At 56.9% G+C, this 26,343-nt stretch carries 23 protein-coding genes and 2 pseudogenes; 12 read left to right on the top strand and 13 right to left on the bottom strand.

What is annotated here, in order from left to right:
* Positions 1-28: 28 nt before the first annotated feature.
* The 4 genes from cobD (at position 29) to ACVWZF_RS04705 (ending at position 3,129) form a co-directional block, all read left to right on the top strand.
* A complete protein-coding gene (gene cobD, locus ACVWZF_RS04720) occupies positions 29-1,162 on the top strand; it encodes a threonine-phosphate decarboxylase CobD (RefSeq protein WP_457395125.1) in 1,134 nt (377 codons plus the stop codon).
* A gap of 25 nt (positions 1,163-1,187) precedes the next feature.
* Positions 1,188-1,847, top strand: a complete 660-nt coding sequence (locus ACVWZF_RS04715; RefSeq protein WP_457392621.1) for a hypothetical protein — start codon at positions 1,188-1,190, stop codon at positions 1,845-1,847.
* A 282-nt stretch (positions 1,848-2,129) separates the two neighbouring features.
* Positions 2,130-3,011 carry a hypothetical protein gene (locus ACVWZF_RS04710; protein WP_414424117.1) on the top strand — a complete coding sequence of 294 codons (882 nt, stop codon included), beginning with the start codon at positions 2,130-2,132 and terminating at the stop codon, positions 3,009-3,011.
* The gene (locus ACVWZF_RS04705; RefSeq protein ID WP_414373289.1) at positions 2,998-3,129 is read left to right on the top strand and encodes a hypothetical protein; all 132 of its coding nucleotides are present in this window, start codon (positions 2,998-3,000) and stop codon (positions 3,127-3,129) included. The genes ACVWZF_RS04710 and ACVWZF_RS04705 overlap by 14 nt, the downstream gene beginning before the upstream one ends.
* Before the next feature lie 336 nt (positions 3,130-3,465).
* Here the strand turns inward: ACVWZF_RS04705 and ACVWZF_RS04700 are convergent, their stop codons facing one another.
* Together ACVWZF_RS04700 and purN are read right to left on the bottom strand one after the other, a co-directional pair.
* Positions 3,466-4,269 (bottom strand): PIN domain-containing protein, encoded by an 804-nt coding sequence (locus ACVWZF_RS04700; RefSeq protein ID WP_414343432.1) that lies wholly within the window; start codon positions 4,267-4,269, stop codon positions 3,466-3,468.
* Positions 4,270-4,295: 26 nt separating this feature from the next.
* Entirely contained in the window at positions 4,296-4,958 is a 663-nt protein-coding gene (purN, locus tag ACVWZF_RS04695; RefSeq protein ID WP_011432536.1) for a phosphoribosylglycinamide formyltransferase, read from the bottom strand.
* A gap of 412 nt (positions 4,959-5,370) precedes the next feature.
* Here purN and ACVWZF_RS04690 point away from each other — a divergent pair, with 412 nt between their 5' ends.
* The 3 genes from ACVWZF_RS04690 (at position 5,371) to ACVWZF_RS04680 (ending at position 7,057) form a co-directional block, all read left to right on the top strand.
* The gene (locus ACVWZF_RS04690) at positions 5,371-5,823 is read left to right on the top strand and encodes a hypothetical protein (protein ID WP_457384875.1); all 453 of its coding nucleotides are present in this window, start codon (positions 5,371-5,373) and stop codon (positions 5,821-5,823) included.
* A gap of 17 nt (positions 5,824-5,840) precedes the next feature.
* Positions 5,841-6,419 (top strand): leucyl/phenylalanyl-tRNA--protein transferase, encoded by a 579-nt coding sequence (gene aat / locus ACVWZF_RS04685; protein ID WP_457384896.1) that lies wholly within the window; start codon positions 5,841-5,843, stop codon positions 6,417-6,419.
* A 137-nt stretch (positions 6,420-6,556) separates the two neighbouring features.
* Entirely contained in the window at positions 6,557-7,057 is a 501-nt protein-coding gene (locus tag ACVWZF_RS04680; RefSeq protein ID WP_457410982.1) for a low molecular weight protein-tyrosine-phosphatase, read from the top strand.
* Positions 7,058-7,347: 290 nt separating this feature from the next.
* Here the strand turns inward: ACVWZF_RS04680 and ACVWZF_RS04675 are convergent, their stop codons facing one another.
* From ACVWZF_RS04675 to ACVWZF_RS04645, 7 genes are all read right to left on the bottom strand, one after another.
* Complete coding sequence (locus ACVWZF_RS04675) at positions 7,348-7,638, bottom strand: nucleotidyltransferase family protein (RefSeq protein WP_011432542.1); 291 nt, start codon at positions 7,636-7,638, stop codon at positions 7,348-7,350.
* A 203-nt stretch (positions 7,639-7,841) separates the two neighbouring features.
* Positions 7,842-8,177 carry a putative toxin-antitoxin system toxin component, PIN family gene (locus ACVWZF_RS04670; RefSeq protein WP_414329508.1) on the bottom strand — a complete coding sequence of 112 codons (336 nt, stop codon included), beginning with the start codon at positions 8,175-8,177 and terminating at the stop codon, positions 7,842-7,844.
* Positions 8,167-8,391, bottom strand: a complete 225-nt coding sequence (locus ACVWZF_RS04665) for a hypothetical protein (protein WP_414418970.1) — start codon at positions 8,389-8,391, stop codon at positions 8,167-8,169. Before ACVWZF_RS04665 ends, ACVWZF_RS04670 begins: the two co-directional genes overlap by 11 nt.
* A 258-nt stretch (positions 8,392-8,649) precedes the next feature.
* The gene (locus tag ACVWZF_RS04660) at positions 8,650-10,062 is read right to left on the bottom strand and encodes a hypothetical protein (protein WP_457410980.1); all 1,413 of its coding nucleotides are present in this window, start codon (positions 10,060-10,062) and stop codon (positions 8,650-8,652) included.
* A 337-nt stretch (positions 10,063-10,399) separates the two neighbouring features.
* A complete protein-coding gene (locus ACVWZF_RS04655; protein ID WP_414388693.1) occupies positions 10,400-11,164 on the bottom strand; it encodes a protein phosphatase 2C domain-containing protein in 765 nt (254 codons plus the stop codon).
* 11 nt (positions 11,165-11,175) lie between these two features.
* A complete protein-coding gene (locus ACVWZF_RS04650) occupies positions 11,176-12,015 on the bottom strand; it encodes a VWA domain-containing protein (RefSeq protein ID WP_457410979.1) in 840 nt (279 codons plus the stop codon).
* Between the two features lie 20 nt (positions 12,016-12,035).
* On the bottom strand, positions 12,036-12,356 hold the full coding sequence (locus ACVWZF_RS04645; RefSeq protein WP_457402126.1) for a hypothetical protein: 321 nt from the start codon (positions 12,354-12,356) through the stop codon (positions 12,036-12,038).
* 468 nt (positions 12,357-12,824) lie between these two features.
* Here ACVWZF_RS04645 and ACVWZF_RS04640 point away from each other — a divergent pair.
* The 3 genes and pseudogenes from ACVWZF_RS04640 to ACVWZF_RS04630 all read left to right on the top strand — a co-directional run.
* A pseudogene (locus ACVWZF_RS04640) lies at positions 12,825-12,992 on the top strand (tyrosine-type recombinase/integrase); the annotation flags it as partial.
* A 265-nt stretch (positions 12,993-13,257) separates the two neighbouring features.
* Positions 13,258-17,220, top strand: a complete 3,963-nt coding sequence (locus tag ACVWZF_RS04635) for a magnesium chelatase subunit H (protein ID WP_457410977.1) — start codon at positions 13,258-13,260, stop codon at positions 17,218-17,220.
* A 102-nt stretch (positions 17,221-17,322) separates the two neighbouring features.
* Entirely contained in the window at positions 17,323-17,697 is a 375-nt protein-coding gene (locus tag ACVWZF_RS04630; RefSeq protein ID WP_414330567.1) for a DUF6883 domain-containing protein, read from the top strand.
* Between the two features lie 269 nt (positions 17,698-17,966).
* On the opposite strand, the gene ACVWZF_RS04625 is transcribed toward ACVWZF_RS04630, so the two are convergent.
* From ACVWZF_RS04625 to cphA, 3 genes are all read right to left on the bottom strand, one after another.
* Positions 17,967-18,836: a prepilin peptidase gene (locus tag ACVWZF_RS04625; RefSeq protein ID WP_457410976.1), complete on the bottom strand. Its 870-nt coding sequence runs from the start codon at positions 18,834-18,836 to the stop codon at positions 17,967-17,969.
* 122 nt (positions 18,837-18,958) lie between these two features.
* On the bottom strand, positions 18,959-19,159 hold the full coding sequence (locus ACVWZF_RS04620; RefSeq protein ID WP_011432545.1) for a hypothetical protein: 201 nt from the start codon (positions 19,157-19,159) through the stop codon (positions 18,959-18,961).
* 360 nt (positions 19,160-19,519) lie between these two features.
* Positions 19,520-22,216, bottom strand: a complete 2,697-nt coding sequence (cphA, locus tag ACVWZF_RS04615) for a cyanophycin synthetase (RefSeq protein WP_457402131.1) — start codon at positions 22,214-22,216, stop codon at positions 19,520-19,522.
* A gap of 257 nt (positions 22,217-22,473) precedes the next feature.
* Between cphA and ACVWZF_RS04610 the strand changes: the two genes are divergently transcribed.
* Complete coding sequence (locus tag ACVWZF_RS04610; RefSeq protein ID WP_457410974.1) at positions 22,474-24,774, top strand: ComEC/Rec2 family competence protein; 2,301 nt, start codon at positions 22,474-22,476, stop codon at positions 24,772-24,774.
* A 182-nt stretch (positions 24,775-24,956) separates the two neighbouring features.
* Here the strand turns inward: ACVWZF_RS04610 and ACVWZF_RS04605 are convergent, their stop codons facing one another.
* Positions 24,957-25,232, bottom strand: a complete 276-nt coding sequence (locus tag ACVWZF_RS04605; protein ID WP_414406893.1) for a hypothetical protein — start codon at positions 25,230-25,232, stop codon at positions 24,957-24,959.
* Between the two features lie 221 nt (positions 25,233-25,453).
* Between ACVWZF_RS04605 and ACVWZF_RS04600 the strand changes: the two are divergent.
* Positions 25,454-26,083, top strand: a pseudogene (locus ACVWZF_RS04600) (prohibitin family protein); the annotation flags it as partial.
* Positions 26,084-26,343: the final 260 nt, after the last annotated feature.

Raw genomic sequence — 26,343 nt, 5'->3', positions numbered from 1 at the left:
GGGTTGGGACTCGGCTGCTGGGTAGGGCGTGGAGCAGCCTCGACATGGTGGCAATTGGGCTTGGGGAGCAGCAATCGCTGGCTGCTCTCCCCAGGAGATTCTGGATTTTTCGGCCAGCTTGAATCCGCTGGGCCCACCGGAATCGGTCTTGCAAGCTCTGACTCAGGCGCTGTCTGCAGCAGACCCGGTTGTAATCAGCCGCTACCCGGATCCCGACTATCGGGACTTGCGCATCTGTTTGGCCAACCATTGGGCCGTCGATCCTGAGTGGATCTTTGTGGGCAATGGGGCAGCGGAGTTGCTCACCTGGGCAGCCCGGGATGCGCAAGGGCGGGAGGTATGGCTGCCCCAGCCTGCTTTTGGGGATTATGCGCGGGCTCTGCGGGCAGCAGGGGTAACCATCAAGCCGCTGCCTTTTTTCCCCGGCCAGGGATCCGCCGGTTTTACCCTTCTGCAGGAACCCCTTCCGGCGGCAGGCAAAGGGAGCCGAGTGCTCTGGCTGAACAACCCCCACAACCCGACGGGCCAGCTCATCCCGCAGCAAGACATCCTGCCTCTCCTGCCCCAGTTCAACCAGGTGGTGGTGGACGAGGCTTTTATGGACTTTTTGCCGGGGGAGCCCACCCTGAGCTTAAACTCCAGCCCGTCGGCAATGCCCCGCAGCCAAACCTTGATCCCCCACCTGGCGGCTCACCCCAACACCATCGTCATCCGTTCCCTCACCAAGTTCTTCACACTGCCCGGCTTGCGCATTGGCTTTGCGGTGGGGCACCCGGATCACTGGCAGCGCTGGCGACAGTGGCGGGATCCCTGGAGCGTCAACGGATTGGCGGGAGTGGCAGTGGCGGCAGCTTTGGCCGATGAGGACTTCCGCCGGCGCACCTTGGCCTGGCTACCCGTGGCCCGAGAGCATTTGTTCAGGGGTTTGCAAGCACTGCCCGGCTGGGATCCCTGGCCTGGTCAAGCCAATTTTGTGTTGGTGCGCTGCCCTGGCTCTGCCACGCAAATTCAGCGGGCGCTGCTGCAGCGGCACCGGATTCTGGTGCGGGATTGCCTGAGTTTTCCCGAGCTGGGAGATCGCTACCTGCGCATTGGCCTGCGCACCCTGCCGGAGCAGGAGCAGTTGTTATCCGCCTGCCGGGAGATCCTGGAGAATAGCTAGGGATTTTTCTGCGGGAGAAATTCTCATGCCCGAAGCTACCGCCTTTTGGCCGGAATGCAACGCCCCTATCGTGCGGGGGGTGGCCCATTACAGCGATCTGGAGTTGCTGCGGGCCTTTCAACGGCAGCCGGAGGTGGCGCGCTACTTCATCGGCCTGTTTTGCCGCTACTGCAAGTGGGTGGACGGGATCCTTGCCGAACATCTGCCGCCCGAGCAGTGGGCTGCCTATCGAGAGCAGGTTTGGTTGCGGCTTTACCCGCGCCTACAGCGCCTAGATGTCCACAGCCTTGTGGAAGAAGCGGCTGGCGAAGGGGATCCTGTGCTGCGACCCTGGCTGGCGGAGCAAACCCGTGAGCTGATCCAATCCTTGGATGGGATCCCCACCCACCCTCAAGCTTCTTGCAGTCTCGACTCCACCAGAGGCGGGGCGAAGTCCTCTCTTTCACCGGCACTGGCCTGTTATTTGACTGCTGGTTTGGATACCCTGCCGGGAGATCTGCGCTTCATTCTGCTGCTGCGGGATCGCTTTGGCTGGTCACCGGTTCGCATTGCCGACCAACTCAAGGCTGACGGATACTACCTTGCTCCAGAAGATGTGGATGCCATCGTTGCCTCTGCCCGTCAGATCTTGCTTCAGAACCTACCGACAGATGTGCGTGCCCTCTATCTGGAGGCAAAGCCCTAGAAGACTGCCATAGCCCTGTGGCATGGTGGTTTATGGCAAGGTATGGGGCGCTGGCAATCCTTGTTCCCAAGGTGGGTTCTCCTGTTAGGCTGTTTCCGGCTGTAACAGTGGATCGGCATTGTTTGCTCTCCGACTTTACATCAAGTTGAGTGTGGGCTGTCTATGAGTCCTTCTCCGCTTCCCCCAGACCCTACCCAACCCCTGTCTCCGGCACAGCAGTCCCATTCACATCCAGTTCCTCAACTTGCTCTTCAGGAGGCGCTGAGCCATCTGCATTTGGATGTGCTGAAAGAACTGGAGCGATTCCGCCTCTGGCAGCGTTTGCAGCGCATGGACTCTGTCCCGCCCCCACGAGCAGGTCAGCTTGGGAATACCAGCTCTGTACAGCGCCCTTCACCTGTACTCATTCAAGAGGTGGTGGAAGACTTGGAAGAGGAAGAGATGCCGCGGCCCTCCGGGGCCTTTTCGCCCCTCTGGGTCTTGCTGCTGTGGGTGCTTTCCTGCGCGGGGATTGGCTTTGGGGTGCGCTGGCTGATCTGGCCGGAAGAACTGTCCCTGCCCCAAAGTGCTGCCAGCAGGGCGGAAGAAGGGATCCCTGCCCAGCTGGATTTGGCCCAGTTGCCCCTGATCCCACTGGAACCGGTGGAAGGGCAGGTGGGAGAGGAGTTCTATTCCGGTGGCTTGGATCCGGATCGGCTGGCGCTGGGCTTGACGGCCACCCCGGACTTGAAGGACGTACAGGTGGATCCTCTTCAAGGCGTTCCTAACCTGCTGGACAGCCTGCAGACCGACTTGGCCTTGGCTTCCAAGGAACCCTCTCCCCCCAGCTTGCAAACGGTGGAGCAGTTGGCAGCCAGCCTGGAGCGCCCGTCCCAACCTTCATCGCCTACTTCTGCGGGATCCCAGAACGTGGTGCCCCTAAGCGACAACAGCGTAGACTCTCTGGGGCCGAACCGCGGCGAGGGAACCTTCTTGGTGCTCACTACCTACTCGGGAGATGAGAGCTTGGCACGTGCTCGAGAAGTTTCTGATGGGGCCTTTGTCAAAGATGTGAATGGCCAGAAGTTTGTGCAGTTGGCAGCATTTAAGCAACTGGAGTATGCCCGCTATCATGCGGAAACCCTGAAAAATAAGGGCTTTAACGTTACGATTGCTGAGCAGTAACTTTGGCCATCCCGTCACTGCTGACCTGCGCCAAAACCCAATTCATCCTGGTTGGCAGCAAACTTTGTATTTCAGGGATCCCATCTTGGGAGAAGAGCTGGAGTCGATCCCATTGTAGTCATTTCAAGTTAGGTTAAGACGCTTCCCAACTGCTCAGCGGTGCCGCCCAAGCCTTCCACGCCGCTTCCGCGACCACCCCTAGGCAATGCGACGGAACAGTTTCATTCCTCATTACGGTCGTTTCATTCTAACTAGGACACTGCACTCACACCTAAAACAACACTAAAACAAACGTTAAATGCACAGGGCCAGAGGGCTTTTCAAGGACTCCGTCCCGCTGGCGCGATCAGCAGCCCAGGAGTCTCACCCTAACCTGAAATAACTGAAACGACTATAAAATGACTGCGGCCGGCTGAAGACCGGAAAGGGTCTTAAGTTGGTTCGGAATAACTGGCTATAGATCCCGAATCCAAGGGATCCGAGAGAGAGGTAGCCGCTGCCAGATCCCTTCACTTCCTTCTGGATCGAGCAGGCGCCAGGCCAGCAACCCGGTTGCCGAGAGGAAAACCAGGGCCAGCAACAACGCAAGGGCATTCTGTAGGCTTTTCAAAAAGGGCCAGAGGCGGGCTGTACTCGGCCCCACCTGAGCAGCTCCAGACCGCTGCCGCGCCTGGGCGGGGGGGTTCCCGGAAGCTGGAGAGGAACTCAAGGGACGGGCAGGTGGAGCGAGGGTAGAGGACGTCAACTGGGCGGCAGGAATGGGTGGCCCTGGTAACCGATTCAAAGCCATAACCACAGCCTGAGGGCGCTGCTGCTGACGCATCCACCGGTTCAGCTCTGCCAGAGAGATGGCACAGAGGTTGTTGAGACCCAGACCCTGAATTCGCCCCACCAAAGGCCGGTCGTTGCTGACCAAAACCACCAGCGTTCCCGGCTGCTGCTGGGCCAGGGCATAGGCGCATTCGGCAATCGCTTCTTCCAAACGTACCCTCATGGACTGATCGCCGGCACCAGCACCACCCACCAGGGCACGGGCTTCTGAGACGGCAAACCCTAGACTGGGCCAGTGGCGCAAAAACTCGCGGGCTGTCGATTCTTCTTGGGGATCAATAGCCTGCCGGGTCAGGCGTTCCAACTCGGCCATCACTGCCTGTGGCAGCACACACACCCCAAACCGTGCCCACTCCTGCCATAGAGCCAGACGACCGGCCAGGATCACCGGGCTATCGAAGACGAGGAGAGGCGGGATCTCGGCCATGGGATGCGCCAGCGTTGGACTTAACCTCAATTGTGCAGCTTCCCCGAAGACTTGGGTAGCAGGGATCCCTCTGCCAGGCAGAGGCGGATGGCCAGTGGGTAGAGGCGGTGCTCCTGGGCCTGGATGCGCCGGTAAAGGGATTCCACGGTATCTTCGGGCAGAACCGGCACGGCTGCTTGGGCCACGATGGGGCCACTGTCCATTTCCAGGGTGACCCGATGGACAGTGCAGCCGGCGATTTTCACACCGCACTTCAGGGCTTGTTCAACGGCACGCAGGCCCTTGAAGCTGGGCAGCAGGCTAGGATGCAGGTTCAGGACGCGATCCGGGTAGGCGGACAACAACACCTGGGTAACCAGGCGCATCCACCCGGCCATGATCACCCATTCCACGTGATGCTGCCAGAGCACTTGGAGGATAGCTGCATCCAGGTCTTCGCGACAGGGGTAGTCTCGGTGGTCGAGCAAGACGCAAGGGATCCCTCGCTTTTGGGCCCGCTGCCGCACGTAGGCTTTGGGGTTGTTGGTGATGACCACAGCAATCTGGGCCTGCAGTTCCCCAGCCTCAATGGCTTGGGCAATAGCTTCGAAATTGCTGCCATTGCCGGAAGCCAAAATGCCAAGGATCCCCGGTTGAGAGGGCACTGGGATCCCGTCGGGATCCGGCCAGAGTAAGCTGGGCGAGTTCATGAGCGCTTGGTGGGAAAGTCTGCAGCCCCGCTATTTTAAACCCAGACAGCCTCCCCTCTGGTTCTGGCCAGGTTGATCCAGAGAGGGATCCAAAAACTTGACCGTCGCCGGCTTTGACAGGCGCACCCGCGCCATCGAGCGCTGCACGGATCAAGCCCAAGAGGAGCTGCGGGAGATGCCTCAAGAAATGCGGAAAATGCAGCAGGAGATCCGCGATCTCTCAAGCTCCTCCAAAAATAGGCCAAGTCGATCAAGTCGATCCCAGCAGTTGAGGCCGGATCTTATGGACTCCGTCCCACTGTGGCGAGCGGCCACCTGATCTAGAGTGGGTCTAGAGTGGGAAAGCATGGGCAGTGGGTGTGAGAGCATGGCTCCTTTGCAAGGACGACGCCGGCGGTTTTGGATTTGCAGCATGGTAGTCATCCTGGCCGGGTTTATGGGATCCCTGCTGGCGGGATCAGCGCAGAACCTGGGAGCACAAGCGCAGCAGGGCCTGACTCAAGCCCAACTGGAGCAAGCTCAATATGTGCGCAGTTGTGGCAGTTGCCATGTGGCGTTGCCCGCCCAAGTGTTGCCCACTGAAACCTGGCGACGGCTGCTGCAGGATCCCAACCACTATGGCCAGCAGATCCAGCCCCTGAGCGGCGTGGCTTTACAACTGGCCTGGGGCTATTTGCGGCCCAACTCCCGGCCCCTGCGACAGGGGGAACAGGTGCCCTATCGCTTGGCAGATTCTCGCTATTTCCGTGCCCTGCATCTGCAAGTGGAGTTTCCCACTCCTGTGCGGGTGAGCGGCTGTGTGGATTGTCACCCCAGGGCCAATGGGGGGGATTTTGCCAGCCTCTCTGCAGAATGGCAATCTTGAGGAGCGCAACTGAGGCAATGCAGGTGGATCTGGCCACCATTTTGTCAGGCTATGCCCAAGGCTACTTTCTGATGGCCGACGAAGAGACGGGATCCCTGGCCTGGTACGGCACCGACCGGCACGCGGTGATCCCCCTCGATGAGCGATTTCACTGCCCCCGTTCGTTGCGGCCCTTGGTGCGCAGCGGTCGCTTTCAGGTGCGGCTGAACTGCGCTTTTGAGCAGGTGGTAGAGGGCTGTGCCGCTCGTCCCCAAACCTGGATTAGCCCCGAGCTGAAGCAGATTTACGCAGCTCTGCACCGGTCTGGCTTTGCCCACAGCTTTGAAACCTGGCAGGGAGAGACCTTGGCAGGCGGGATCCTGGGTATTGCCCTTGGAGCGGCGTTTATCGGCGAGTCGATGTTCTACCGCATCCCCAACGGCTCGAAGGTGGCCTTGGTGAAGTTGGTGGAGCACTTACGGGAGCGGGGCTTTCGCCTCTTCGACGCTCAGTTGATGAACCCGCACCTGGCCCGTTTTGGTGCTTTTCTCATGGATGGACAAGAGTACCTGAAGCTATTGCAGCAGTGCCTGGGGATCCCTTGTCGGTTCAATTAAATCTGCAATGTTACGATAGCCGCCGGCAAAACATTGCAGCGGCTCTTGGTGGAAAATAGAAAGGGAATCCGTCCCGCTGTTGCAGGCGGATACATCCTGTGGTGGGCCCACACATGGGATCCGATGGGGAGGTTGCCATGAGCCAAAAGCTTCTGTTTGTCTGTCTGGGCAACATCTGTCGTTCTCCCACTGCTGAGGGCATCACCAATCACCTTTTGCGCAGCAGCGGCCTTTCGGAAGCGATTCTCTGCGACTCAGCAGGTACGGCAGCCTATCACATCGGCAGCCCCCCAGATAGGCGCATGCAACAAGCAGCCCGATGCTATGGCCTAGAGCTACAAGGCAAGGCCCGCCAGATTCGACCTGCCGACCTGCGCGAGTTTGACCTGATCCTGGCTATGGATCGACAAAATTACCGCGACATTCTCAGCTTGGATCCCCAGGGAAAATATGCCGAGAAAGTGCGCCTGATATGCAGCTATTGCCGCTCTCATTCTGACGAAGAAGTTCCGGATCCCTACTACGGGGGTGAGGCTGGATTCCATTACGTGATCGAGCTGCTCTGGGATGCCTGTAGCGGCTTGCTGGAATCCCTGGTTCCCGGGATCCAATGCCCACCGTTGCCCCCCCGTGCTTGAGAGCTTGTGTGTTTACTTATAGTCAATTCAAATGGCGATGAGACGGTAGCCAGTACAATAGCTCCGTTTGCGATAGTCATTCCGAATAAGTCTGGGACATTTGCCCTGCCTTCGATCTCTAACCGGCCAACACAAACATACCCCTTATCTGTCTCCCAAAGCAGACTAGGGGAACCTGGGATCCCCAAGTTGCTTTCCTGCAGTCTGAAACAACCATATATCCTGGCCCAGAGGGATCCTCATCTAACTTAATTGCCTCTATTTCCGATCTTACTCTGTTCTGCCAATCTCTAGAAGGCACGAACCACCTCCCGGAGAACGGATTCTTGCAGATAGGGCTTGAGGGAGTCAGGCGTACCTAGATCAACCGGACTCTCTAAAATTTCCTCTAGATATCGTTTCAAGCGTGCAAAAGTGAACAATCCAACTGGACGGTCAAACTCTACTAGCAGATCGATATCACTGTCTGTTTGCGCTTCATCCCTTGCTACTGAACCAAAGAGCATTAGAGACTTTACGCCAAAGTCCTTCAGAGTGTTCTGGTGATTTGCCAGTAATGTAAGGACTTCCTGTTTTTGCATTACCCAACCTGCAATGAAAAGAAAAGTCCATTAGGAATTATAGCTCACCTATTTCCTCTCAATTACGACTCAAACAAAGATTCATAACGCTTTGCAGGTCGCAGGCACAGTTGAGCCGAGGCACACCTTGCAGAGGACAGGGATCCCTGGGTTCCCGCAATGAGGGCATTTGAGCTTGCTCATTATCTTGTCTCTGGGTACATCTAACGGCACGCACATCTTGCCTTGCCATTAACAGCCAGTTCAAGAAACTTGTCGTCTTTGGGATCACGACACGTCGCCACGCGCTCTACAATCTCCACCAAGACGCCATCTCTAACAAAAGTGCTCAAGAACTCCATCCGTTCTTCCTCGGTTATATACCTTTCAAATCCTTTGCGCCGCAGGACATCGCTCAATTCTTCAACGGTCACACGTGAGATAAGCAATTTGCCTCTCTGTGTTGCCCTGTCAAAGACTTGACGAGTGACAGAACATCTCAACAGGAGCGCACTGATAACAACATTGGTATCAAAAACAAAGCATGGTTCATTCGACATTCAGCAGAGATTCCAGTATCTCAGGAGTTAAGCCACACTCCTGTGCTTTTTGGCTGATTTCATCTATGACAACCTGAAGGGGACGCGGTGGTACGATAAGGTCGCGCAGCCAAAGGTTAAGTAACAACTGAAACTTTCTTTGCAGGTCAGCAGGAATTTGACTGTAAAGTCTCGCTGTATCTGCATCCAGAGGAATGGTAATCACTGTGTTCATCTTTCCAACTCCTCGATGTTGGATATTATTACACTTGAGATTAAGTCGCGCTGGCTAACGGCTAAACTCACCCGCCGCCAGTAGGTTTGGGTACTGTTCAAAGATTAGCATCAAGTCGGGTGCAGTGACTTGTTATGTTGGGTAACCCATCAGCCCCAAAAGCATCAGGATCCCCAGCCTCGTTTTGTCCAAGTGGTGCGGAATGGACCCCAACGGAAGATTTTTCTGAATCGCCAGCTCATAGAGTGTGTTGTCCTTTCATAATCGCTTGCCAATTTGGTAACCGAGCACGGCGCCTGCCACGAAACCCCAGAAACCCAAAACTAATGCACCGACGATTCCGAGTATTAATCCGCCAAGGATGCCGTGGGAAGAATCAAATTTCTTTGACGGAGATGTGGTCGATGACGGAGTACCACCAGGAGTAGCACGTCTGCCCGAATAGATAGTATTAAAAAGTGAAGAATCAAATTTCTTTGACGGAGATGTGGTCGATGACTGAGTACCACTAGGAGTAGCACGTTTGCCCGAATAGATAGTATTAAAAAGTGAAGAATCAAATTTCTTTGACGGAGATGTGGTCGATGACTGAGTACCACTAGGAGTAGCACGTTTGCCCGAATAGATAGTATTAAAAACTGATTCGTCAGGTTGTGAAATTGGGCGTCGAATCTGTGGAGATGGCGATACAGACGGCTTGACTCCAAGCCATTGGCGAGCTTCTTCCTCGCCTGACAATATTTGAACTTGAGACGGAAGTTCAATTGTCATCTGCAGTCTGTCCCGATACCTACCAATTACGCCAGTAACTTTGACCCACTTGTGAACGAGAGAAAGAGGATCAACTTTATCACGGCGGAACGCAGCCAGGGAAGTAGACCACAAAACAAGTGTAAAGGTTTGGTGTGGGTAAGAACCGAAGTTGAGGAATATGTAAGGTTGTCCGTGCTTATTTTGTGCAGAATGGTAATCGGTAATCAGTCCGATTACTTCCACCCGGTCGCCGATATGTTCTGAGAGTGAGCCAGAAAGAGAAGCGTCAATGACTGGATACTGGCTGCGCCTTTGGGGAACAGTAACGGCTGGAGCGGGAGGGCGGACTGTGATCTTTGGAAAGGTGAAGTTGCCAGAAATGAACTGATCAAGAGACGGAACTTTATCGAATTCGAGCCTGCAAACGCCCCTGAATCTCTCCACAAGAGGGGCAAGTTGGGAGATTTTAGAAATGTCAATGAGAAGTGGAGATGAATCGACATCTGCAAAGTCATTTGAGCGAAATAGGATATTCTCGCTGTTGTCGTACTTGCGCCAGAGAGGGGGCGAAGCGGCGACCGCTGAAAGACCGAGATATATCACGATGGCCGAAAACCGGTCTATCGTTGAATTGTAATGAGCAGCGGTTCTTGAAGGATGCTGATAGTTAAGATGTCCGATCTCATTTGTCCTAAGGCTGGAGAGTTCGGGGAGGTAGAATCCATCATAATCAATAAGGTAGAGCTTCCCTTGCTTGACGAGAATATTACCGTGCTGGAGATCCCCGTGAGCTACTTTGAGGCTTTCGAGACGTTTCACCAAATCGACAAACTCTGGAATGAGCTTAGAAATCTCTCCAGGCGTAGAGATATTGCGGTCGATGAAGGTGTTCAGAGTTTCGCCATCGAGCCACTGCATCTTTATGATGGGATGCCACTGGTTGCCAACTCTAATTCCTTCATTAAGACAAATGGCCTTTACAAAAAAACCGTCTGTACAGGTTTGCAGGAACCGCCCAATAGCTTCATAGCGTCTCTGCAAATCTGGAATGGTTCTGGTGAAACAGCGGACTGCCCAATGTTGCGAATGATTTCGGAGATGAAATGTGGTTGTGAACCCTCCGGAGTAAGGCTTAGGAATTCCGAACTGATCAGTATCTGGGATGGAAACCTTTAATTCCGGATCGCTGAAAGCTGTGCTGGGGTTTTGAACTGCAGCTAAGTATTCATCGCCTCTTGGTAATCGCACAACAAATTCAGAGCCTCACTAAGAGTAAGGTGATGTCATCATTTTTCAGGCGGGTAGAACGACGCGCATCATTCGCCCACGCTTTGAATGATTCCTGAGGCGACGAATTCTCGGTAAAACCGTAGAGAATGTTCCAGGGCTTTTCATTGTTCTCATGCTCGGTGAGGAACCAACACGCGAGGGCATCTGTGGCAAGTAGCAAGAGATCGCCTGATTGCCATTCTGCAGTTTGGCGCTTGACTTTCTCCCAGAGTTGCGAATTGCGGGCCAAATTGGTGGAAAGCAAAGTCGGAGAACTTCCAAATTCGCTTGCGCTGGAAATGGGAAAAGAGAGGACAAGATCATCATTGCGGACTTGAAAGAGACAACTGTCACCGACTGCTATTGCTGACCAAGATCCCGATTCGTTTGAATCGTTTGAGTTTGAGGTGAGTTCGACGCCGAGCAGCGTTGCGAAGGCTCCAAGGCGAACCTTTTCTTCTGCAAACCAAGGCAATGGTCTACGGTTTACAAAAGTGTGCCATCGCTTCGATAATATTTCCGTGCGGGCCTGCAGAGCCTGGATGTTCGTGAAGCGTTCTTTGACAAAAGCACGAGTGAGCATCTTAGCCCAATCGGATGCAAAAGAACTCTCAGTTGCACCGTCGGCAATAGCTATTGCAAAAGTCTCCTGATCGATTATGCCATCTATTTTGGGGGCGAAAGCGTCCTCGTAATCGGCTTCTTCATTGCCAAGCTTTTGCAGCCAGAAATGGTGTAGTGAGAGTCTCATAGGTTCCAAAACTAGCGCAGATTGCTTGGACGCGTTCCAATATCCAAGAAACGAATTACCGAAACGATATCAGCGTTGAAAACAAACCCACGGCTTGCCTCCGAGATATGATATCCTTCCTGTTTTGCTGCATTCTGGATGTGTGTTGGCAGTATGCTCGACATACTGAAGAGTAAGCGGGCAAACTCATCGGGCAGTCCGCTATCGGAGTCTGGAAATTCAATAGGATTAGCCTTCTGAGAAGACAAGTGAACATTGAATAGCAAAACGTTACCATCAGAGCTCGCTAATGATTTGATTTCGTTTGCAGCATCAGAAGGGTTTCCATCTGTCGCCTCACCGTCTGTTATGTTTATCACAATGGGAGGAAAGCAGGAAGGGTGCTGGGCAATCCAGTCTTGAACGATCGTCTTGGCCTGCGTTAATGCTTGGCACATTGGAGTTCCTCCGTTAGCGACGGGATCAAACCAAATTGGGAACTTGATAGTCTGTTCCACGAGCCCGCCGGCTCCATCATCCACTTTCTTGCTACGCTCCTCGATTCGAGCCGGTGAATTTGCGATTTGGCTAATGGGTGATAAATCCTTGCCAGCGAGAGAGCCCATAAAGGCTGAACCGACTGAAGCACCATAACCAATTACGCCAACATAGTAATAGTCTCGAACTCCATCGCTCTTGGCACACTTGATGACTAAGTTTTGAAGCAGCTTGTTGATTGCATCGGAGACACCATCCGCTTTTCTTTTGTTTGGCCCACTACCACCGAACGAGTCTGACATCGATCCCGACTGGTCAATGAGGAACAAGAAACAACTCGGATTGGCTCGACTAATTTCGGCTTGATATGGCATTGCGATTTCCTTTCAGATTATTACATTATTAATTGTTGACTTGTAGAATGCAGAGCCGCACTTTCACATAACGTCTCGGCAAACAACGCCGCCGTTTTGCGAACTAGCTTCCGGTACTCGAATCGGGACAGCGCCATGGCGAAGGTGAATCCAAGAAGAAGGGCAAGCAGTCCCAGGGTTGCCGCTTGAATGCTCCCGATCTGAATTCGCGTCAGCTCGTTTTGTGCTTGGCGTCCTCTGCGACCGAGTTTGTACCCCGAGCCCGCAGCGATCACCATGCATGCAAGCAGCGCGATGGCGATCAGTGCCACTGGTTGGTGATAGAGCAACTCGGTCGTCATTAAAAGCTCCCTGTCGCCTAACATGTGTTTCTGCAGCTAGATGACTGATAATCACCTAAGAAGCAGACTTTTCCATCGCCTAGTGTAATGCTGCCCTAATTTGTCTGTATAGTCAACATTTTGAGCGATAATTACCTCCAAAGGGTTTTTATCTGGCTGAATGAGCATTAACACACCTATACCTAGACCCAGAAAGCTCCTGGAGCAAGTCAGCTAGAAATCGCAGGAGCCTCGCACTGTACTCATAAAGTCAGTGTCGGGAGGAATGTGCGACTTCACTTGCCTTGTGCTATAATAACATTGCGGGCGCCAGAAACGGTTATTTAAGGCACTGGTAACGGTCGATTGGGGCTGCTGTAAACCAGCCTAGAGGTTCGGGCCTGTTTTGTTCTCTGGTAGAGCAGAGCAGGCCCAGGGCTACTAAAAGCCTACTCTGTATCGCTAAAGCGGTACGGAGTCGGGTAGTTTACTTGCCACACCTTCCGCCATAGTTTTGCCACTCATCTCCTGCAAAACGGCTACGACATCCGCACCGTCCAAGAATTGTTGGGCCACAAAGATGTCAAAACCACCATGATTTACACCCATGTGCTGAATAAAGGCGGGCGCGGGGTGAGAAGTCCATTGGATCCTTAGAAGGGGACGCTCTCTGGGGAAGGGATCCTCTTCCCCTTTACAGTACCTCAGCGATCATTGCGAGTTATTACGACCTTGCCGCCATGCCCCCAGCAGGGATCCGTTTCTCTGGTAGAACGGGAAACAGACAATAGGGGATCCTGCCTATCGCGTCAGCGGGACGGAGTCTTTTCGCGTCAGCGGGACGGAGTCCTTTCGCGTTAGCAGGACAGAATCCTTTCCCCGGTTTACCCAATTTTTGCATTGCACGACGGAGAGCGACCGCATGTTTACTCTGGTTAAGCCCATCACCCGCCACGTTACCCCTGCCGAGGTGGGGGATCGCCGCTTGATGAAGGTGGTGTATGTGGTGTTGGAGCCGCAATATCAGAGTGCCCTAACGGCGGCTGTGCAGCGCATCAACGCCCACAACTCCAAGCTGGCGGTGGAGCTGGCCGGCTATCTGGTGGAGGAGCTGCGGGATCCGGCGGGCTACGATGCCTTCAAGCGGGATTTGGAAACGGCCAATGTCTTTATCGGATCCCTGATTTTTATCGAAGACATTGCCCAGAAGGTGGTGCAGGCGGTGCAGCCCCTGCGGGAACGGCTGGATGCGGTGGTGGTGTTTCCCTCCATGCCGGAGGTGATGCGCCTGAACAAGATGGGATCCTTTTCTATGGCGCAGCTGGGACAGTCCAAGAGCGCCATTGCCCAGTTCATGCGCAAGCGCCAGCAGGGATCCAACTTCCAGGAGGGGATGCTGAAGCTGTTGCAGACGCTGCCCAAGGTGCTGAAGTACCTGCCCTTTGACAAGGCCCAGGATGCCCGCAACTTCATGCTTAGCTTCCAGTACTGGCTGGGCGGATCCCGCGAGAACCTGGAGAACTTTTTGCTGATGCTGGCGGATCGCTACCTGCCGGGGATGCGGGATCAGGTCAAGTTTGCCGAGCCGGTCACCTATCTGGAAATGGGCATTTGGCACCCGCTGGCGCCGCAGATGTTTGCCAGCCTGGCGGAGTATTGGGATTGGTACAACGCCCGCGAGGATCTGCCAGAGGAGGTGAAGGATCCCTTGGCTCCCTGCGTGGGGTTGGTGTTGCAGCGCACCCACCTGGTGACGGGGGATGATGCCCACTACGTGGCCATGGTGCAAGAGCTGGAGTCGCGCGGGGCGCGGGTGGTGCCGGTGTTTGCCGGGGGTCTAGATTTCTCCAAGCCAGTGAACGAGTTTTTCTGGAACGCGCAGAAGACAGCGCCCATTGTGGATGTGGTCGTGTCGCTAACCGGGTTTGCCCTGGTGGGAGGGCCGGCGCGGCAGGATCACCCCAAGGCGGTGGAAGCGCTGCAACGGCTGAATCGCCCCTACATGGTGGCGCTGCCCTTGGTGTTTCAATCGACGGAGGAATGGGCTGCCAGCGACCTGGGGCTGCACCCGGTGCAGGTGGCTCTGCAGATTGCCATTCCCGAGCTGGACGGGGCCATCGATCCCATCATCCTCTCAGGGCGGGATGCGGCCACCGGCAAAGCTCACGCAATGCAGGATCGGATCGAGCTGATCGCGGCGCGGGCCATTAAATGGGCCAATTTGCGGCGCAAGCCCAAGCTGGAGAAGAAGATCGCCATCACCGTCTTCAGCTTCCCACCGGACAAAGGCAATGTGGGGACAGCAGCCTACCTGGATGTATTTGCCTCTATTCACCGGGTGATGCAGGCCCTGGCCCACAACGGCTACGACCTGGGGCCAGAGCTGCCCAAAACCCCGCAGGAGCTGATGGAGTCCATCCTCCACGATCCCCAGGCCCAGTACGCCAGCCCGGAGCTGAATGTGGCCGCCAAACTGTCGGTGCGGGAGTACGAGGCGCTGACACCCTACGTGAAAGCCATCGAGCAATACTGGGGGCCAGCGCCGGGGCACCTGAATACCGATGGGCAAAATCTGTTGATCTACGGCAAGCACTTTGGCAATGTGTTCATCGGGGTGCAGCCCACCTTCGGCTATGAAGGGGATCCCATGCGGCTGCTTTTTTCCAGGTCAGCCAGCCCTCACCACGGCTTTGCCGCCTACTACACCTACCTGGAGAAAGTGTGGGGGGCGGATGCGGTGTTGCACTTTGGCACCCATGGATCCCTGGAGTTTATGCCGGGCAAGCAGATCGGCATGTCGGGCGAGTGCTATCCGGATAATCTAATTGGATCCCTGCCCAACCTGTACTACTACGCCGCCAACAACCCCAGTGAGGCCACTATTGCCAAGCGGCGGGGCTACGCCTGTACCATCAGCTACCTGACGCCGCCGGCAGAAAACGCCGGCCTCTACAAGGGGCTGCAAGAGCTGCGGGAGATGATCGGCTCCTACCAAACCCTGCGGGAGGGGGCGCGGGGCATCGCCATCGTCAACGCCATCTGCGACAAGGCGCGGCTGGTGAACCTGGACAAGGATGTGGATCTTCCTGCGGGGGATGCTGCCCAGTTGAGCTTGGAAGAGCGGGACACGGTGGTGGGCAAGATCTACGCCAAGCTCATGGAGATCGAGTCGCGGCTGTTGCCCTGTGGTCTGCACGTCATTGGAGCGCCCCCCACGGCAGAGGAGGCGATTGCCACCCTGGTGAGCATTGCCAGCATTGACCGCCCCGAAGAAGGGATCCTCGGCCTGCCCCGCATTCTTGCCCAAAGCCTGGGCCGGGATATCGACGAGATCTACCGCAACCGGGATCGGGGACACCTGGCGGATACGGAGCTGCTGGATCGCATCAACAAGGCCTGCCAGAAGGCGGTGGCGGCGCTGGTGCAGGAGCAGACCGACGCCCAGGGGCGGGTCTCTAGGGTGGCCAAGCTCAACTTTTTCAACATGGGCCGGCAAGCCCCCTGGTTGGCAGTCCTAAAAGAAGCGGGCTACCCCCAGGTGGATCCGGATCTTTTGAAGCCCTTGTTTGAATTTCTGGAGGAGTGCCTCAAGCAAATTACGGCAGATTATGAGCTGGGATCCCTGCTGCGGGCCTTGGAAGGGGAGTACATTTTGCCGGGGCCAGGAGGGGATCCCATCCGCAACCCCAATGTGTTGCCGACAGGGCGCAACATCCACGCTTTGGATCCCCAGTCCATCCCCACGGCAGCCGCGATTAAGTCTGCGGAGATCGTGGTGGAACGGCTGCTGGCTCGCGAGATGAGCAGTAACGGCGGCAAGTACCCGGAGACCATCTCGGTGGTGCTCTGGGGCACCGACAACATCAAGACCTACGGGGAGTCGCTGGCGCAGGTGCTGTGTTTGCTGGGGGTGCGACCCAAACCCGATGCCCTGGGGCGGGTGAACAAGGTGGAGTTAATCCCCTTAGAGGAACTGGGCCGGCCCCGCATTGATGTGGTGGTGAACTGCTCGGGGGTGTTCCGGGATCTGTTTGTTAACCAGATGGACCTGATCGACCGGGCGGTGAAGCTGGCGGCCGCAGCGGTGGAGCCACCGGAGCTGAACTTTGTGCGCAAGCACGCCTTGCAGCAGGCAGAAGAACTGGGGCTGACGTTGGAGCAGGCGGCAACGCGGGTCTTTTCCAACGCTTCCGGATCCTACTCCGCCAACATCAACCTGGCGGTGGAAAACAGCTCTTGGGAAGATGAAAGCGAGCTGCGGGAGATGTACCTATCCCGCAAGTCCTTTGCCTTCGGCTCCAACCTGCCCAACCAGCAGATGCGACAGCTTTTTGAAGCCAGCTTGAAGACGGTGGATGTGACCTTCCAGAACCTGGACTCCTCGGAGATCAGCCTGACCGATGTCAGCCACTACTTCGACGCGGATCCCACCAAGCTGGTGCAAAGCCTGCGCCCCGACGGCAAGGCCCCCTCGGCCTACATGGCAGATACCACCACGCCCAACGCCCAGATCCGCACCCTGAGCGAAACCATCCGTCTGGACGCCCGCACCAAGCTCCTCAACCCCAAGTGGTATGAGGGGATGCTCAAGCACGGCTACGAAGGGGTACGGGAGATCGCCAAGCGGCTGGTCAACACCTCCGGCTGGTCAGCTACGGCAGGCGCGGTGGACAACTGGATCTACGAAGAAACCAACGAGACCTTCATCAAGGATGAGGCCATGCGGCAGCGCTTGATGAACCTCAATCCCCACTCCTTCCGGCGCATTGTCGGATCCCTGCTGGAGGTGCATGGGCGTGGCTACTGGCAGACTTCCCAGGCCAATATCGAGCGTCTGCAGGAGCTGTACCAGGAAGTGGAAGACCGGATCGAGGGGGTGGAGTAATTAATATGGTTGTTTCAGGTTAGCGTGAGACGTCTGGGCTACTGTTCGCGCCAGCGGGACGGAGTCCTTAGACCTTACGTGAAGTCGGCAAAAGCTGCAACCATGGCCGGATCCTTGCCCAGGGCTTCTGAAGCAGCAGTGGATCCTGCCAAGTTCGTTGATTACTCTATGAATCCAGCTAATCCTGGAAATCAAGGCAAGTGGATTGCCTTTGCAGAGCTTGGCTATGATGTCAGTACACCAGAGGGAAGAAGGGTGGGATTTGCTCACATTCTGCAACAGGTTACTGCTGCTCTGCCTTGCGCCTTAGCCGGGGATCCGTTTCCAACACCCTATGGAAGCCGCTATCGAGTCAAGATTGAAATTTTGGGCCTCAATCAGAAAAAAGGCACTTTAGTGACCGTGTGGCAGGTTGATAAGGAAAGTTTAATCCCTCGTTTGGTCACCAATTGGCTAGAGGTACACAATGATGAGTAAAACCACTTCTAGAATCAAGCCATACAGTAGAGTCAAAACTGTGGCAGATGTCAAGGAGTATTTCAGCGAGACCACTATTCCTGCTGGAACTCAGGGATCCATTGTGGAATGTTACTCAGATCCCACTGAAGGCTATGCGGTTGATTTAGCGGTTCCGGATTTGAGCTTGGTAGGAGGTTTTCGATATTTTAATCTCATTCTTTTTCCCGATCAGTTTGAAGTCATAGATCCCGAAACATGAAGTATCCAATGTTGAATGGACGTTCCCTCTACCCCACCAGGTCAAGCCAGCGCAGGTAGCCCTCCACCAGTTGGGATCCGGCTAGAGCGGCTACCCCTCCGCCCATAGCCAAGTAGGGGCCGAAGGGGATGGGCTTTCCCAGGCGGGCCCGCCCCTTGGTCATGGCCAGCAAGCTAGCCAGCAGGCCAAACCCGGAACCCAAAAGAAGGGCCACCACCACCCCCTGCCAGCCCAACCACATGCCGATCAGGGCCAACAGCTTGCCATCTCCCCCGCCCATAGCCTCCCGCCCCAAGACCCAACGGGCCAAGAGGCCAATGCCCTCCAGCAGCCAGAGGCCCAGCACAGCTCCTGCAATCCCTTCCACCAGTGACAGGCCTGTAGCGGCCAGGGATCCGGATCCCTGGAGCCACGGCAGAGCCAGGCGGGCCAAAAGCCCCACCACCAGGCCTGAACGGGTCAGCTCCTCCGGCAGCAAAAAGGTATCCAGATCGATGAGCGCCAGGGCCAACAGCCAGCTCAACAAGATGCAGGTGAGGATCCCTTGGGCAGAAAACCCCAAAGCGCCGATGCTGAGGGCAAACAGGCCCATTGTCAACGCCTCAACGGCAGGGTAGCGCCAGCTAATCTGCGCTCCACAATGGCGGCAGCGACCGCGCAGCAACAACCAGCCTAGGATGGGAATGTTCTCCGTGGGGCCCAGCGGCGTCTTGCAGCTTGGACAATGGGATCCGGGATGGAGCAGAGAAAGACCCTGCGGCAGGCGATAGACCACCACGTTCAAGAAGCTGCCCACACAGGCCCCCAGCACCAGTACCAGCACCCAGGCCAACAGGCGCAGCTCCCAGATTCTGTTGGCGTCGGCGCTGCTCAGCCACATCATGCTCAGCCACATCATGTGAGCGTTGTGCAGTAGGGGAGAATCTCGAGCATGGCAGCCATTCCCATCGCGTCGGCAGGACGGAGTCCCTAAAGGCAGAAAAAGGAAGGATCTGCTCTGTCAGCGTAGCTCCTTGTGCCTCACCGCAGCGGCTCCAATTGCTGCAGCGGAATAAAAGTTTCCTGGGGCAGCAGGATGGGGAACTCGGAAAAGATCAGATCCCCTCGCAGGGTACGGCGGTGAATAACTACCCCCCGCGGAGGTTGCTCCAGCACTTCCGGTCGATACTGCAGATGAAATTGATAAATCTGGCGAGCCGCTTGAAGCAGAGCGCTGTCCATGAGCTGTTTTCCTACCTTGCCAAGTTCACGACTACCCTAACGACCTTCCCATTATGTCAGCGAGACGGAGTCCTTGCTCGTTAGCGGGATAGGATCCTCAAGCCCTTTTGGATCCCTGACGTCTGGATCCCTGACGTCCTCAGGCTTTTTTTGGAGATGCTTAGGGCCCCTTGAAAGCCGGGGATCCCTCAAGCCGAACACCTGCTTCTTTCTAAGAGAAGAGACAAACTGCCCTGCCCCCGCCAGCCTAAACTTAGGATATCGCCGCCGAGGACTTATGGGTCACCTCCGCCCACTCAATTCTCGATGTCTGTCCAGGAATGGAGGCCATAGAGCACTCTGGAGTTGTCGGCAGCCAGCCTAAGACAGTTTGACGTCAGGGCTGGGGGAGATCAAATCTGGGCCGATGCTGTAGGAGGAGCCACGGTAACTGGGTTTGGGGTTGAGCTTGTCTTGAAAGCGGGTGATGATCTGGATGGTGCGCTGTACATCCGCCGGAAAGATCACCACCAGGTCTCCGGGTTCGGCTTTCTCCAGAGCGGTTTCGATAGCAGTTGCCTCATCCAAGATTTCCTGCAGACGATCCCCTGCCTTTTCCTGTTCCCAACCCTGCCGGATTAGGGCGGCCACCTCGCCTGGTTCCCGTCCTCGCCGGTCATCATCTTCTTTGACAATGGCTCGGTCGAACATGCGCGCTGCCAAGACTCCCAGCTCTCGTAGGTCGCTGTTGCGCCGATCCCCAGGCCCGCCGATAACCCCAATTTTTCGTTGGCAATCCCAGCGCTCCAGGGTACTTTGAATGGCTTCGTAACCTGCTGGGTTGTGGGCATAGTCAACCAGCACTTGGTAGCCCCCCACATCGAACAAGTTGAGGCGACCAGGGGTTTGGGCCACAGAACTGGTGAAGGTGCCCAGCGCCATGCGGATGTCGTCGATGGAAACCCCGTGCAGGAAGGCTGCCAAAGTAGCGGCCAGCACATTTTGGATCATGAAGCTGGCCTTGCCAGAGAGGGTGAGGGGAATTTTGGTTACATCTTCTATGCGCAGTTTCCAGCCCCGTTTCAAAATTGAGATGTGGCCCTCTTCATAGACAGCTGCTATGCCCCCGGAAGCAATGTGCTTTTGAATGAGGGGATTTTCCGGGTTCATGCTGAAATAGGCCACTGTCGCCTTGACATTGGCGGCCATGGCGGCCACCAGACCATCATCGGCATTCAAGACAGCGTAGCCCCGCTCGTGTACCGCTTCCACCAAGACGGATTTGACGCGGGCCATGTCTTCTAGGGTTTCGATATCCCCCAACCCTAGGTGATCTGAGGTTACGTTGAGCACCACGCCAATATCGCATTCCGGAAACCCCAGCCCCTCTCGCAAAATGCCGCCTCGCGCCGTTTCCAGCACCGCCACTTCTACGGTGGGATCCCTGAGCACCAGGCGGGCGCTGTGGGGGCCGGTCATGTCTCCCTTGGCAATTTGATGGTTTTGGATGTAAACGCCGTCGGTGGTGGTGAAGCCGACCCGCTTGCCGATGCCTTTGAGGATGTGGGCGATCAGGCGGGTGGTGGTGGTTTTGCCGTTGGTGCCGGTGACGGCCAGGATGGGGATGCGGGTGTGGCTGCCGGGGGGAAAGAGCATGTCGATGATGGGCTCAGCCACATTGCGCGGGATCCCTTCGCTGGGGGCCAGGTGCATGCGCAAACCCGGAGAAGCGTTCACCTCGACAATGCCGCCCCCGGTTTCGTTGACGGGCTGGGCAATGTCCGGGCAGATGAGGTCGATGCCCGCCACATCCAGGCCGATGATCTGAGCTGCCCGTTCGGCAATGAAGGCGTTGTAGGGATGGATGATATCGGTGCAATCGACGGCGATGCCTCCGGTGCTCAGGTTGGCGGTGGATTTGAGGGTGCAATGTTCTCCTTTGGGCAGCACCGTATCCAGGGTGTAGCCTTTGCTTTCGAGGATACGCAGGGTCATGTCATCAACGCTAATTTGGGTCAGCACGTTTTCGTGGCCAAACCCCCGCCGCGGATCCCTGTTGACTTCGTCGATCAGCTCTTGAATGGTGGAGCGGCCATCTCCCACCACATAGGCTGGGATCCGCTTGGCCACAGCCACCAGCTTGTTGTTGATCACCAGCAGTCGGTAGTCATCCCCCACCAGGTGCTTTTCCACCAACACCACATCGGAGTATTGGCTGGCGGCATCGTAGGCGATCTCGGCGGCTTCCAGGCTGGTGATGTTGACGGTGATGCCCTTGCCGTGGTTGGCGTTGAGGGGCTTGATCACCACCGGAAAGCCCCCCACATCCTCGATGGTGGCTGCCAGCTCGCTGCAGCGACGCACCGTATAGCCCTTGGGCACCGGGATCCCCATGTCCTGCAGCAGTTCTTTGGTGGCCCGCTTGTCGGCGGCCAGGTCGGCAGCAATGATGCTGGTTTTTTCAGTGGTGGTGGCTTCGATGCGCTTTTGGTAGACGCCGTACCCCAGTTGCACCAGGGATCCCTTGTTGAGGCGCAGATAGGGGATCCCGCGCAGGGCGGCCTCGTCCAGCAAAGCTTGGGTGCTGGGGCCGAAGCGGACGTTCTCTCGGATCTCTCGCAACTCTTGAATGTCCAGTTCTAGGTCGCGGCGGTAGTCTTCTCCATCCACCAAAGCCTGACAGAGGTAGACTGCAGCTTTGGCCGCAAAGCGCCCGGCCTCTGCCTCTTGATACTCGAACACGACGTTGTAGGTGCCGGGGGTGGAGGTTTCGCGGGTGCGGCCAAAATCCACTTTCATGCCGGCCAGAGTCTGCAGTTCCAAGGCCACATGCTCCACCACATGGCCCATGAGGGTGCCCTCTTCCACCCGTTGCAAGAATCCCCCATAGCAGCCGCGGGAGCACTGGTGTTCCCACAGTCCCGGCAACAGGGCCTCCAACCTTTCTTTGAAACCCGGGATGGTGTTGGTGGGTCGCTCCTGCAAGTCTTCCAGATCAAGCCGCATTTGAATCAGCTTATGACGACGGATGCTCCAGTAGTTGGGGCCACTGAGAACGCGGATGGATCGGATGCGCATAGGGTCTAGGGGAAACAGCGGGGAAGGGGACAGATAACTTAGGGTCGTTTTAGGGTCGTTTTCAGGATGCCGGCGCAGGAAACTGCCAAGGACTACATCCCGCTGGCGCGACCAGCCCTAATCTACACTCCCTTTGCCAAGGTCGAGAAAGAGTATCCTTTAATACAATTCTTTCGGCAGGCGAGCAAGGTTAAGACAACGCAATGGATCCCGCTTGACCACATCGGTACAGTGGGGGGCAGACGGGTCTGCGGCACATGGAAAGAACCTATCTGCTGGGGTTGGGCTGGATCTTGGGCCTGCTGGTGCGGGCTTGGCCCCAGGCTGCCGGGTGGGGCTGGGGGATCCTGCTGGGATTGGGGCTGGCGGGATCCCTGCTGTGCCGGCGGCAACCGCGTCTGGCCCGCACTTGGCTGGCGATGGGTCTGGTGGGGTGTCTGGCTTGGAATTACCTGGGTTGGCGGCAGCCTTTTCCCGGGCCGACGGATATCAGCCTGTTGGCCCCCCAGCAGCAGATGAACTTGGTGGGCACCGTCCTCTCGGAACCCCGTCCCACCCGCAGCGGACGGCTGCAATTTTGGCTGAGAGCAGAGCAGGTGTTGGAAGCCAACTCCACGGCTCGTCCGGTCTCCGGCAAGCTCTATGTCACCACCAGCCCCGTTCGCGCTGCTCGGACAGAGTCCTTTGCCCCACCAGGAGGGGAACTGCACCCCAACCAACGGGTGCGCCTGACGGGATCCCTGTACCTGCCCAGTCCGGCCTTGAACCCGGGCAGCTTCGATTTTCAAGCCTACCTGCAGCGCCAGGGGGCTTTTGCCGGCTTCAGCGCTCGCGAGGTGATCCCGCAGCCGGGGGGAAGAGGTTGGGGGGGCTGGGTGTTGCGGCGGCGGGTGCGGGAAGCGTTCGTTGCTGGATTGGGGGAGCGGCAGGGGAATCTGTTGGCTTCCTTGGTGCTGGGATCCCGGGCCGCCCAATTGGATTTCGACTTGCAGGATGCCTTCCGGGAAATCGGCATGGCCCATGCGCTGGCCGCTTCTGGGTTCCATGTGTCGCTGTTGGTGGGGGTGGTGTTTGTCCTAACACGGCGGTTGGCGGTGCGCCTGCAGCAGGGGAGCATCCTGGCGGTGCTGGGGCTTTATACCGCCCTCACGGGGTTCAGCCCTTCGGTGTTGCGAGCGGCACTGATGGGGGCGGCGGCCATGCTGGTGCTGACGGAGCCGCGCCTGGAAGGAAAGGTGAAGCTCAATCCCCTGGGGACGCTACTGGTGGCGGCAGTTTTGCTCTTAATCTACGAGCCGCTGTGGATTACAGACCTGGGGTTTCAGCTCAGCTTTGCCGCCACCCTGGGCCTGCTGGTCGGAACAGCCCCAATTGTTTCCCGGCTGGACTTTTTGCCTCCGGCTGTGGCCACCGCCTTGGCCGTTCCGCTGGCAGCCCAGATCTGGACCTTGCCGCTGCAAGTGGCCATCTTTGGCCGCATCCCCACCTACTCGCTGCTGGCCAACCCGCTGCTGCTGATTCTGCTGGTGCCGCTGCTGGTGGCGGGGTTCGGGGTGGCCTTTGTGGCTTTACTCTCTCCAGGGCTGGGATCCCTGCTGGCAAGGCCCCTAGGGCTGCTTCTCACGCCTTTGATCAACTGGGTGAGCTGGATAGCCGGTTGGCCCTTCAGCTCCTACTACACCGGCGGAGTTTCTCTGCTCCAGTGCTTGCTCCTCTACGGCGCGCTGGTGGCCGTGACCTTTTGGCCACGGTGGCAACGGGCTTTCCGCTGGCAGGGCACTGCCTTGATCCTGGTCGGGATCCTGTTGGGGCCGGGGTTGTGGCCGGGGCCAGCCGTTCAGATCACCGCCCTGGCCAGTGGGCGAATCCCCATCCTGGCCATTCAAGCGGAAGGACGCCACCTCTTGCTCAACAGCGGGGATCCCCGTTTGGCAGAACGCACGGTGTTGCCCTTTTTGCGGCAGCAGGGCTTGCACCGTCTGGACGGGGCGGTGGCCATGACCTCTGTCGGCTCTGCCAATGGCGGCTGGGAGATCCTGCTGTCGGCTTTCTCCAAAGGACTGCGTCCCGCCAGCGCGATTGGGCAATTTTGGGATGGGGGAGGGGCCAATGCGGCTTCCGAAAGTTACCTGCGCTCCCTCAGTGCTGTGCAAGCTGCCGGGATCCCCTATCGAGTGTTGCAGCCAGGCGATCGGATGCCTTTCTCGGAGCGGCTGCGGCTGCAAGCTGTCTACACTAATCCCCTGGTGTTGACACTGGAGGCTGAGGGATCCCATTGGCTGCTGCTGGGCTCTGCCGGCACCCATGTGCAAGCCGAGCTAACCGGATCCCCGCTGATGCCGGCCCAGATCGACTGGCTGTGGTGGGACGGGGGATCCCTGATTTTGGATCTCCTGGAGCGCTTTCAGGTGCAGGCGGGCATTAGCTCTGGCTCTGTCGGCGAGACGGTGGTCACCTGGTTCCGGCAGAAACAACGACCCCTCTACGTAGCCGATCGGTCTGGAGCGGTAAGCTGGTCGCGGCGGGGAGTGCAAACCTTGAGGTCACAATTGGATTGAGCAGCGCTGTAGTCTGGGGTACAAACTCGGTAGAATTCGAGCAAAAAAGCTTGCAGCTTCCCAAACAAAGTGGGAGAGAGGCTAGCAGGGCAAGGCGGCGGGGGATGTCTTAGACATGTTCAGAGTAGCTACAGAGGAATAGCTACAGGAGCCGATCCCGCATTCGTCCACAGAGGGTACCCCTACACCTGCAGCGGTTCCCTGAGACAAGCGGGCAGTTGCCAGCACATCTCCAGCCAGCTTTTTAGCTCCTCAGGTTGGCCCATGAGGCTCATTTCCACCAGCAGAATGGCGGCTCGGTCGGCGGCTCCTTTGGATCCCAGACGAATTAGGGCAGACAGGCTCTCTTCCCGCCAGCAGACGGATACCCCCTGCCGGATCAAGGCCCGGGCGGCAACGGGGATGCACGAGAGTGGCACTTGGATGTCCCGCCGCTCGTAATCGGGAATGGACAGCATGAACGGCAACCCAAATCTTTATTATGTCTTAATCTTCTTCCCTTTTCGCCTGTCCGTCACGGGTCTTTGCAAAGTATGAAGTGATCTTTTGTGAACTTTGTAGAGAACTCGACATCGTTGAGAACAGTGGGTAAGCAAGCGCGGGATCTCTCGCGGGATCCCTGGAGAAAACTTAAAAGATAGCGGCGATTTCTCAGCCTCATTTCCCCACAGCCGCGAGAATGGCTGCATGCGCAGGAGATGGGGAGATGCGAGCAGAAGGTTGGGAAAGGCGAGTTGGTCGCTGGTTGCCCAAGGCCACCCTTGCCGGAGCCGTATTGATCCTAGTGGCGATGGGCAGGCCGCTGCGACTGGTGGGCAATGGAGAAAATATGGTGGTGTTCACCTGGGGAGGGGGGGTGAGCCCGATGGCTTTGCAGCCAGGTCTGCATTGGGTGCCGCCTTTTGTCTCGCGCACGGTTACCTTCGATGTAAAAACGCAGGCCCTCACCTGGAAGGACAACGACCCGACTGCCTACGCGCCGCGGCTGGTGGCTCTTTCTCAGGATGGGCAGCAGATTGCGGCTGAGGCGACGCTGCAGTTTCGCATTGTGGACGCCCCCAAGGTCTATACGCAACTGGGGGAAAATTACCTGGATCGCATCGCTCCCATTGTTCGGTCGGTCATCCTGAACGAGACCAGCGGCTTTTCCGCCCAGGCTCTGTATTCCACGGAGCGCCCGCTGCTGCAAGGACAAATTCGGGAACAGGTGGCTCTTCTGCTGAAGGAATACGGCATCGAGGTTTTGGATTTTCTGCTGCGGGATGTGGACTTCGATCCCGATTTTGTAGCGGCCATTGAGGCAAAGGCCATTGCCGAAAATCAACTGGCGCAAAAGCAATTTGAGATCGAGCAGGCCCGCCAAGATGCCCGCACCATCATTTCTCAAGCGGAGGCGGAAGCCGGTCAATTGCAAGCCAAAGCACAGGCCCTCACTCAAAATCCGCAGTACCTAGAGGTGGTCAAAGCCGCGGTACTAGGTTGTGTTGATCTTTCATTTGAGCCAAAAGAGAGCACTGACGAGATAGAGAAAACTCAAGAAGTTCCTGGCCAATTTGTCAAAACGAGAAC

The sequence above is a fragment of the Thermostichus sp. OS-CIW-30 genome, from assembly GCF_054060215.1.
The sequence above is the reverse complement of the archived record's forward strand: the minus strand, read 5'-3'. Positions and strand labels throughout refer to the sequence as shown.